Genomic DNA, 6950 nt, shown 5'->3' with positions numbered 1-6950 from the left:
CGTGAATTCAGATAATAAGTGCAATGCCCATGGTGCATAGGAGAGAGGCGGTCAACTACCAGTTAGGGTACGCTTCTTCTCGCCAAAGAAACAAAGCGATACACCATGAAATACCAGCAGTTGACCGAGGGGCTACGATACCAGATTGCCTGCCTCCGTGACCATGGCCTGTCACAGGCCCGCATTGCCAAACAGCTCGGGGTTCATCCATCGACTATCAGTCGTGAGCTTCGTCGTAATTGTGCTGGGCAGGCCTATCAGCCGCAGCAGGCTCACCAACTTGCCACGGCACGACGGCTGACGAGTCAGAAGCGTACTGTCCCGTCTGATACCATCGACTTTGTTTGCATGGCGCTGGTCGCGGACTGGAGTCCCGAGCAAATCAGTGGCGTTGGAGACATGATTAACTGCCCGGTTAGCCACGAGTGGATATACCGCTATGTGGCACGCGACAAGGCCAACGGTGGCACGCTATACCGGCATCTGCGTCAGGGTCACAAACGCTATCGCAAGGGTAAGAACAGCAAACGCAGTGTCATTCCCAATCCGGTATCGATTGATGAACGCCCTGCGATAGTCAATGAGCGGAGCCGTGTGGGAGATTGGGAAGTCGATACCGTGTTGGGTAAGCAAGGCAGCGGTGCAATAGTGAGTCTGTTGGAGCGTAAGAGCCGGCTCTACCTGGTTCAATACGTTCCCAGCAAAACAGCCAGCGCGGTGGCGGACACCATTATCAGCATGCTGAAACCCTACCAGGCACATGTCCATACCATCACAGCTGACAATGGTAGCGAGTTTGTCGAACATGAACGTGTTGCAGCAGAGCTGGAAGCGCAGGTGTACTTTGCGCATCCATACAGTGCATGGGAACGGGGACAGAATGAGAATAGCAATGGTCTGCTGCGGCAATATGTGCCCAAAGGCAGTGATTTGAGTGTGGTGACAGCAGAGGCACTGTCAGCCGTCGAAAAGCGGCTGAACTTCAGGCCGCGCAAATGCTTGGGATTCAAACAGCCACAGGTGGTTTTTGACGAACTTCTGAAAGCAGCCTGATTTTTAATCGGGAATTGCACTTCGAAGTTGAATTCGCGCCACCGAACATAACTCCATCCGGCTTGACTAATCCAGGGCTTCTTCCAGGGCCAATGCAGCTATATTCAGCACGACTCCAACTTTCACCATCAGCATCCGATGCACCTATTGAAAAACAATTTACCATATCACTAGGTGGTTGAATTCGAGCATATTCACCCTCTAAATCCCCATCATTTCCAACAGCGACAGTTGCCAAACAGTGACCATCTTGCAATAGAGCATCAATAACTGAAGTCCACACATGAACATCGTCATCCTCAATTGCTAATCTTGGGCCTAGACTAAGATTTACATATTTATATTGTTTGGTTTTAAGTACATTTTCTATACGGGTTAGAACATCAAAAAGGTCTGGATCTGTATCACTTTCAGACAGAACCCTCACAATATCTACTGTTGTATATGGTTCATCGAAAACCTTATTCTTGGAATTATAAGGACCAAATAAATACGTCGAACAAACTTCACTACCATGAGCAAGTAAACTTGGATGGCTACTTATAACATCAGAAGGAACATTCTCATTTACCCACTGAGAGAGTAAATGATTACTCCCAATCCCACCATCAAAAATGCAAACTTTAAAGTCATTATTAAGAGGTTTGAAGTCTGGTAGTGAAAAATCATCATTAATAGTTTTTCGCATTATTTCTGGTTTGTTAAACCTCAACTTAGGCATGCTTCTCAATGCTCTTAAGTGTGAAAACTCTGCTAAACTTAATTCGCAACCCTTATGTATAGCTACTGGCAGGAACGTCAATCCACCGACAACTTTTGCGCGATCCCAATCAGCAACCCCACCTAAAGACTCAGAATATCCATTGAAAGAGCTCCTAATATACTCATCATGTACTGATGCATGCAAAACCACTTCTAGCTTTAATTTTTCTGAGCCAAGTTCAATGTTTTTAACTTTCTCATTAATACTGATTGTACTTACCTGCTCAAACGTTCTTATGGCTGTTTTTGTTGTTTCAGGTAAATCATCATACCTTATACTATTCAACATGGCCTCAAACTGATTCCGCCGACCTGACACGAAGATACAGGACGCCAATCCTTCTTCTGGGTGATTTGTAACAGCCCATTTTCTTGGCTTTATTTTTACCGAGCGAGAACCAACATCCTTAACACCAAATCGCTTAAAAAACTTATTTGGGTAATAAGATTTTGCGAGATATGATGGATGTTGCACAAACTTAATAACGAATTCGCCATTAGCAGATTGAATTATTGGTTTATTATCAATTTCATTAAGTACTTTCGTTAAATTATCTACAAATAAAGATCGAGCTTCTGAAAAGGTATATGGATGCTTTTTGGGACCAGAACCTGAGTTTATGGTTACACTTTTTGTTAATGTCTCACCATAACCAATCATGAAGTTTTTCATTTCATCCCCTTATTCCGTGACAAATCTTCTATTGCTTTTTTTACTGTAGGTCGACTAATATTTAATTTACTCGCGATAACACGTTGAGATAACCCCTGGGAGTGCAATTTAAAAGCCATAGATTTTTTGTCTTCCATGCTTAATGTTTCAAAACAACCTATATGCACATCCCCAGCTAGTTCTCTTAATGAGATAGCAGATATAACTCGCTCTCTTTTAGCTTGTTTTAACTCACGATCAATATTACTAAAAGACATTCCTTCAAATGAATCAACACTCCAAACTTTGCTATCAAAAATATCTGGCCAATATTCTTGCAGATATTTCTTTATCATAGATTGAGATGGCATTCCAAAAGAAACTTCCATATCAAATCTTCGCCAAATAGCAGGATCGAGTAGTTCACCGTGATTTGTCGCAGCAACAAGCAATGATGTTGATGGCCATTCATCAATCGTCTGAAGAAGTACTGTCACCAGTCTCTTCAACTCCCCCAGCTCTCTATCATCATCACGTCTTTTAGCAATTGCATCAAATTCATCTAGTAAAAGCACACAAGGGAATGACATTGCGTGTTCTAGCACTGATCTTACGTTGCTACCTGTTTTCCCCAAAAAACTGCTCATCACAGTAGCCAAATCCAGAACTAGAAGAGGCAGCCCCAACTTACTGGCAAGCCAACGGGCAGACATTGTTTTACCAACGCCAGGAGGCCCCTGAAAAATTATAGATTTTGTTGGCTGTAATCCTTCGGAAAGTAATGCATCAAAATATTTCCTTTCTAATAAAACCTGTTCAAATAATACATTAATCTCTTCTGAGTGAATCGGTGCTTTATCTATAAAAACAGGATCCTCAACTCGAACTAAACTTTGTCGACTGTCTGAGTCAACAGGTAATGGACGATTTTTTTGAGGAAGGCCTCTCAAGGCCCCCACAGCCAGCCTCTCCGATACCTGTTCATATAATGAACTATTTGTCGTTCTAATCTTGGAAGCAAGTTTACGAACAGCCATCTGAGCTACAGCTTTATCCCCTTTCAGGGCGGCGTCGACTAAACCTAAAATAACATTATCTTCCATTTTGTGGCCTGTAAATCAAAAATACACCTCAACATGGTAAAGCAAGAGACCAAAAACTGCCACCAAAACAGGCAAAAGTGCCACCAAAAACAGTTGATCTGCCCACCCAAAACCAGAAAAAAACCACCAAAAACGCCACCAGATCTCATATGAAGCCAAGACTGAGATTTAGGTATCAAAATATAACTGGACTCTCCCCAAAGGACGCATCTGTCTGCTTGGTCATCCAAAATGGAGTGATAAATAATGATTAAAAATCAATCACATAAAACACTATCCCATTCTAGTCATCCAGCTGTAAAACCTGGACGACCAACATTCTATTGATTCCATCTGCAACTTTCCCTTGTCCGTTGACTTAGTCTGTGGATGAGGAATACTGGAATAACAATCTTTGCCACACAGCTCATTCAGCCGCTTGCTTGGCCAGTGCAGTGATTTCTGAGTTAACTCTTCTTCCAATAATCTCAGCTGCTCCTGCCACCCCTGCTGCGATGTCAGCCTCAATAATTGGGTTGATAAGGAGCAGATCCCATCAGAGGTATCCACTTCAAGGATATGAAAAATCCGGTTCTGCGACTCGACTTCGACAACAGCCAGGCATCTCGGATTACCATCCAGAAGCAGATGCCGATTGCATCGATAGAGTTTTGGTAACTTGCGCAGTTGCTTGGATCTAATCACGCAACCATGAGCTGTGACCAACTGATCCAGCATTGTCCCAAAGCAATCAAACTTGTTGGCGTAGAGGTGCAGATCATCAGTTTCGTCCGATTCGGCAGTCCACTCGGCGCAGGGCAGCACACCGCCAACAACTGACTCCTCTGTACTGACATCGGCTGAAGCCGGAGCTCCTAACTCTTCATCAGCCTTGCCCTTTGCGCCCTCCTGCTTTTTCTCGGCAACCTTGCGTGTATTGAAGGCCTTGGAAAACTCAAAGACTACGGCTGGCGCCCGTAATAACACTGGTGAGGTATCCGCGTTGGCTTCCACACCATCATGCACCGAGTGAATATGAGGACGTTCACCTACCAAGCGCACCGAACCTTCCCCCTCCCCACGTACATACTCCCGCAGCTTGGGATGGAAAAACTGGACCTCATCTGGGATAGCAGCCTTAATATTTTTCAGACTGGCAATCTCGTAAACCAGCATGCTTCTGGTTTGTTTATCAAACCGGCCCCTGACCTCAAAAGAGACTAACTGCAAAGGCGGGGGAGTAAACTCGAACTCCCATTGCCGGTACCCCCCTTTCTCATAACCGTTCAGCTTCTGATAGTGACCGATGCTCTCATAGGAGGCTCGGGCGTCCGGATCGATCAAGATCCAACTCAATAGGCGCCGCGACTCATAGTCATCAAGAGACTTGAGCGGATAGCTGGAGGAAGGCAACACATTCACCCGGGCAACATCGGGACTGACGTGTTCAATCGAAAACTCACTTCTTAGACAATCCGGATCCAACGCTGAACGGGAGAGGTAACCATCATGCAACAACAGCGCTCGCGCCAATTCCATTTGGGGAAGATAAATCTCTATGTCATTGGCAAGAAAACAGAAACAGTGTTGGCGCTTGTCCATAGCACGAACCGTCGACGCAACCGGGTAATCACCCAGTTTCTTTCTTTGCCAAGTTCCCGTGTTATCGATAGTAAAAACGAGATGATACCCCGCAGGCTTATGATCCTGAGTCGGGTTCAATACTCTCTTACGGGCCAGAACCGGGATATTCGAGAGCCTCAATGAAGCAGTTGCTGCCTTGGGAGAAAGATCCAGATTGATTCCCCATTGGGAGTTATCAATCCGTCGAAAAAGCGAACCTATCGCCAAGATGGTGGTATCGTCAGACACCTTTTCAAAACGGATATCCTGCATCAATTCCCCAACACATCTCGCAATAGGTCATCAGCCAGCGAGGTTAATCGCTCATCACTCAATCCAGCTAAACGAAGAAGTCGCCACCGGCGCAATGAATGCCCATTCTGCACCAGCAATCTGGCAGCAAGAGCCAAACGACGAATCTGATAATCAGCTATATCTTCACAATATCTCTGCAAAAACAAGCTTGTAAGTGGCATTTTGCTGAGGTTCTTCTCAATCATCGCGCTTGATGAAAGCTCTGATAGAAACCATCGCCTAGATAGCCGGGGACAATCTAAACTCAGCTCATGCACATTGAGGATTTTGAGTAACTGGCGGCAAGTTACACGGTCCTTTTGTGGCCAATTGACCCGCTGATTTTCTCTAACACTGCTCTGGTAGTTCTGTCTGTTAAACTCCAGAAGCCAACGACGATCATGACGGTACAACCAAGCATATAGCGCCTGATGATATAAACGGGCCTGCTTCACCCCATGGCTTTCCAGCAACTGCTGCCATCTGGCTCGATACCCTGCCGATAGGGAGCTCTTTTTATCTGGAGGACAGGGATGAAAAGCATGAATGCCAGTTGGAATACTCAGCACCTCACCCAGCACTGTGTCCATGTCCCAAGAATCGGGCAACAGGCTATCCAGGACAACGATATGTTCCAGATAGCTGAAAGATTTTCGGTGCTTGCGAAAGATAGCCTGCAACCAATTACCCGAATCGTTATTAAGCGCCAATCCATGCTGCTCTAGCCAATAAACCGACCAGCGAGCCATGACAAGTTCATGGATAGTTTGATGATTTACATGCCTCGCCTTAGCACAACCCACCAGATTGGCGAGCTGATGGTAAAAAGCACTCCATTGCGAAAATGAGGGCGAAGTATCAGGTTGCCGTTGCAACAGAGCAGTCACTTGGCGAGTGATCCGAATGGCATGCACATCCGCTACAGGCTGGGACGATAGGGGACAAACCAAAGGAGAGGCCGCAACAAACTGGTGGCGATGATAGGCGTGGCGCTCAATATTGGCCTCCAGTAACCCACCATGCACCAGACAACAATCAGCCCCCATCACCTGCCATTGCCGTTGCCAGTAGTATTCACCATGGGCACTGCGCTGATTTTGCAAACATTGCGGACAGTAGCGCAGGGCGTGAGACTGTTTAATTCGGGATGCAGCTACCCCCAGGATCAGATGAATGGCGCCTTGCGAATCCCCGCCCATCTGCTCAAGACAGTAACGCCTGCGCTCTTCAGTGGTAAATGGGGCATAAAGAGGAAATAGCGTATTCAGATAAGCCAAACGAGCGACATCGAGCCCCATACTCTCCGGTAATAATTGGACCAGAGGTGCCAGATGATTGGGCAGATCAACCGTTGCAATGACATGCCGGTTTGCAAAAACCTCATCCAGCAACTGCTTGGGGCTGGTTAACCCCAGATGTATTCCGGCTCTGGCCACCAAGCTGTAAATCAGCTCATCGGGATAGGGAACCGGAAAGTTCAGCAC

5 protein-coding genes are annotated in these 6950 nt (G+C 46.0%); 1 reads left to right on the top strand and 4 read right to left on the bottom strand.

The features are described 5' to 3' along the window. The first annotated feature begins 105 nt into the window (after positions 1-105). Complete coding sequence (locus AB5Z09_RS08715) at positions 106-1053, top strand: IS30-like element ISAeca1 family transposase (RefSeq protein WP_012564931.1); 948 nt, start codon at positions 106-108, stop codon at positions 1051-1053. Here the strand turns inward: AB5Z09_RS08715 and AB5Z09_RS08710 are convergent. The 4 genes from AB5Z09_RS08710 to AB5Z09_RS08695 all read right to left on the bottom strand — a co-directional run bounded on the left by AB5Z09_RS08710 (position 1007) and on the right by AB5Z09_RS08695 (position 6950). After that, entirely contained in the window at positions 1007-2488 is a 1482-nt protein-coding gene (locus AB5Z09_RS08710) for a S8 family serine peptidase (RefSeq protein WP_368195076.1), read from the bottom strand. The two genes, AB5Z09_RS08715 and AB5Z09_RS08710, sit on opposite strands and share 47 nt — an antisense overlap. After that, entirely contained in the window at positions 2485-3570 is a 1086-nt protein-coding gene (locus AB5Z09_RS08705; protein ID WP_081849388.1) for an AAA family ATPase, read from the bottom strand. Before AB5Z09_RS08705 ends, AB5Z09_RS08710 begins: the two co-directional genes overlap by 4 nt. Before the next feature lie 273 nt (positions 3571-3843). Then, positions 3844-5445: a Tn7-like element transposition protein TnsE gene (locus AB5Z09_RS08700; RefSeq protein WP_368195074.1), complete on the bottom strand. Its 1602-nt coding sequence runs from the start codon at positions 5443-5445 to the stop codon at positions 3844-3846. Beyond that, positions 5445-6950 carry a TnsD family Tn7-like transposition protein gene (locus AB5Z09_RS08695; RefSeq protein WP_368195073.1) on the bottom strand — a complete coding sequence of 502 codons (1506 nt, stop codon included), beginning with the start codon at positions 6948-6950 and terminating at the stop codon, positions 5445-5447. The genes AB5Z09_RS08700 and AB5Z09_RS08695 overlap by 1 nt, the downstream gene beginning before the upstream one ends.

Source organism: Aeromonas sp. R2-2, from assembly GCF_040908355.1.
Taxonomy (GTDB): Bacteria; Pseudomonadota; Gammaproteobacteria; order Enterobacterales; family Aeromonadaceae; genus Aeromonas; species Aeromonas veronii.
Note: the sequence above shows the minus strand (reverse complement) of the source record. Positions and strands in the feature narration are given on the sequence as shown.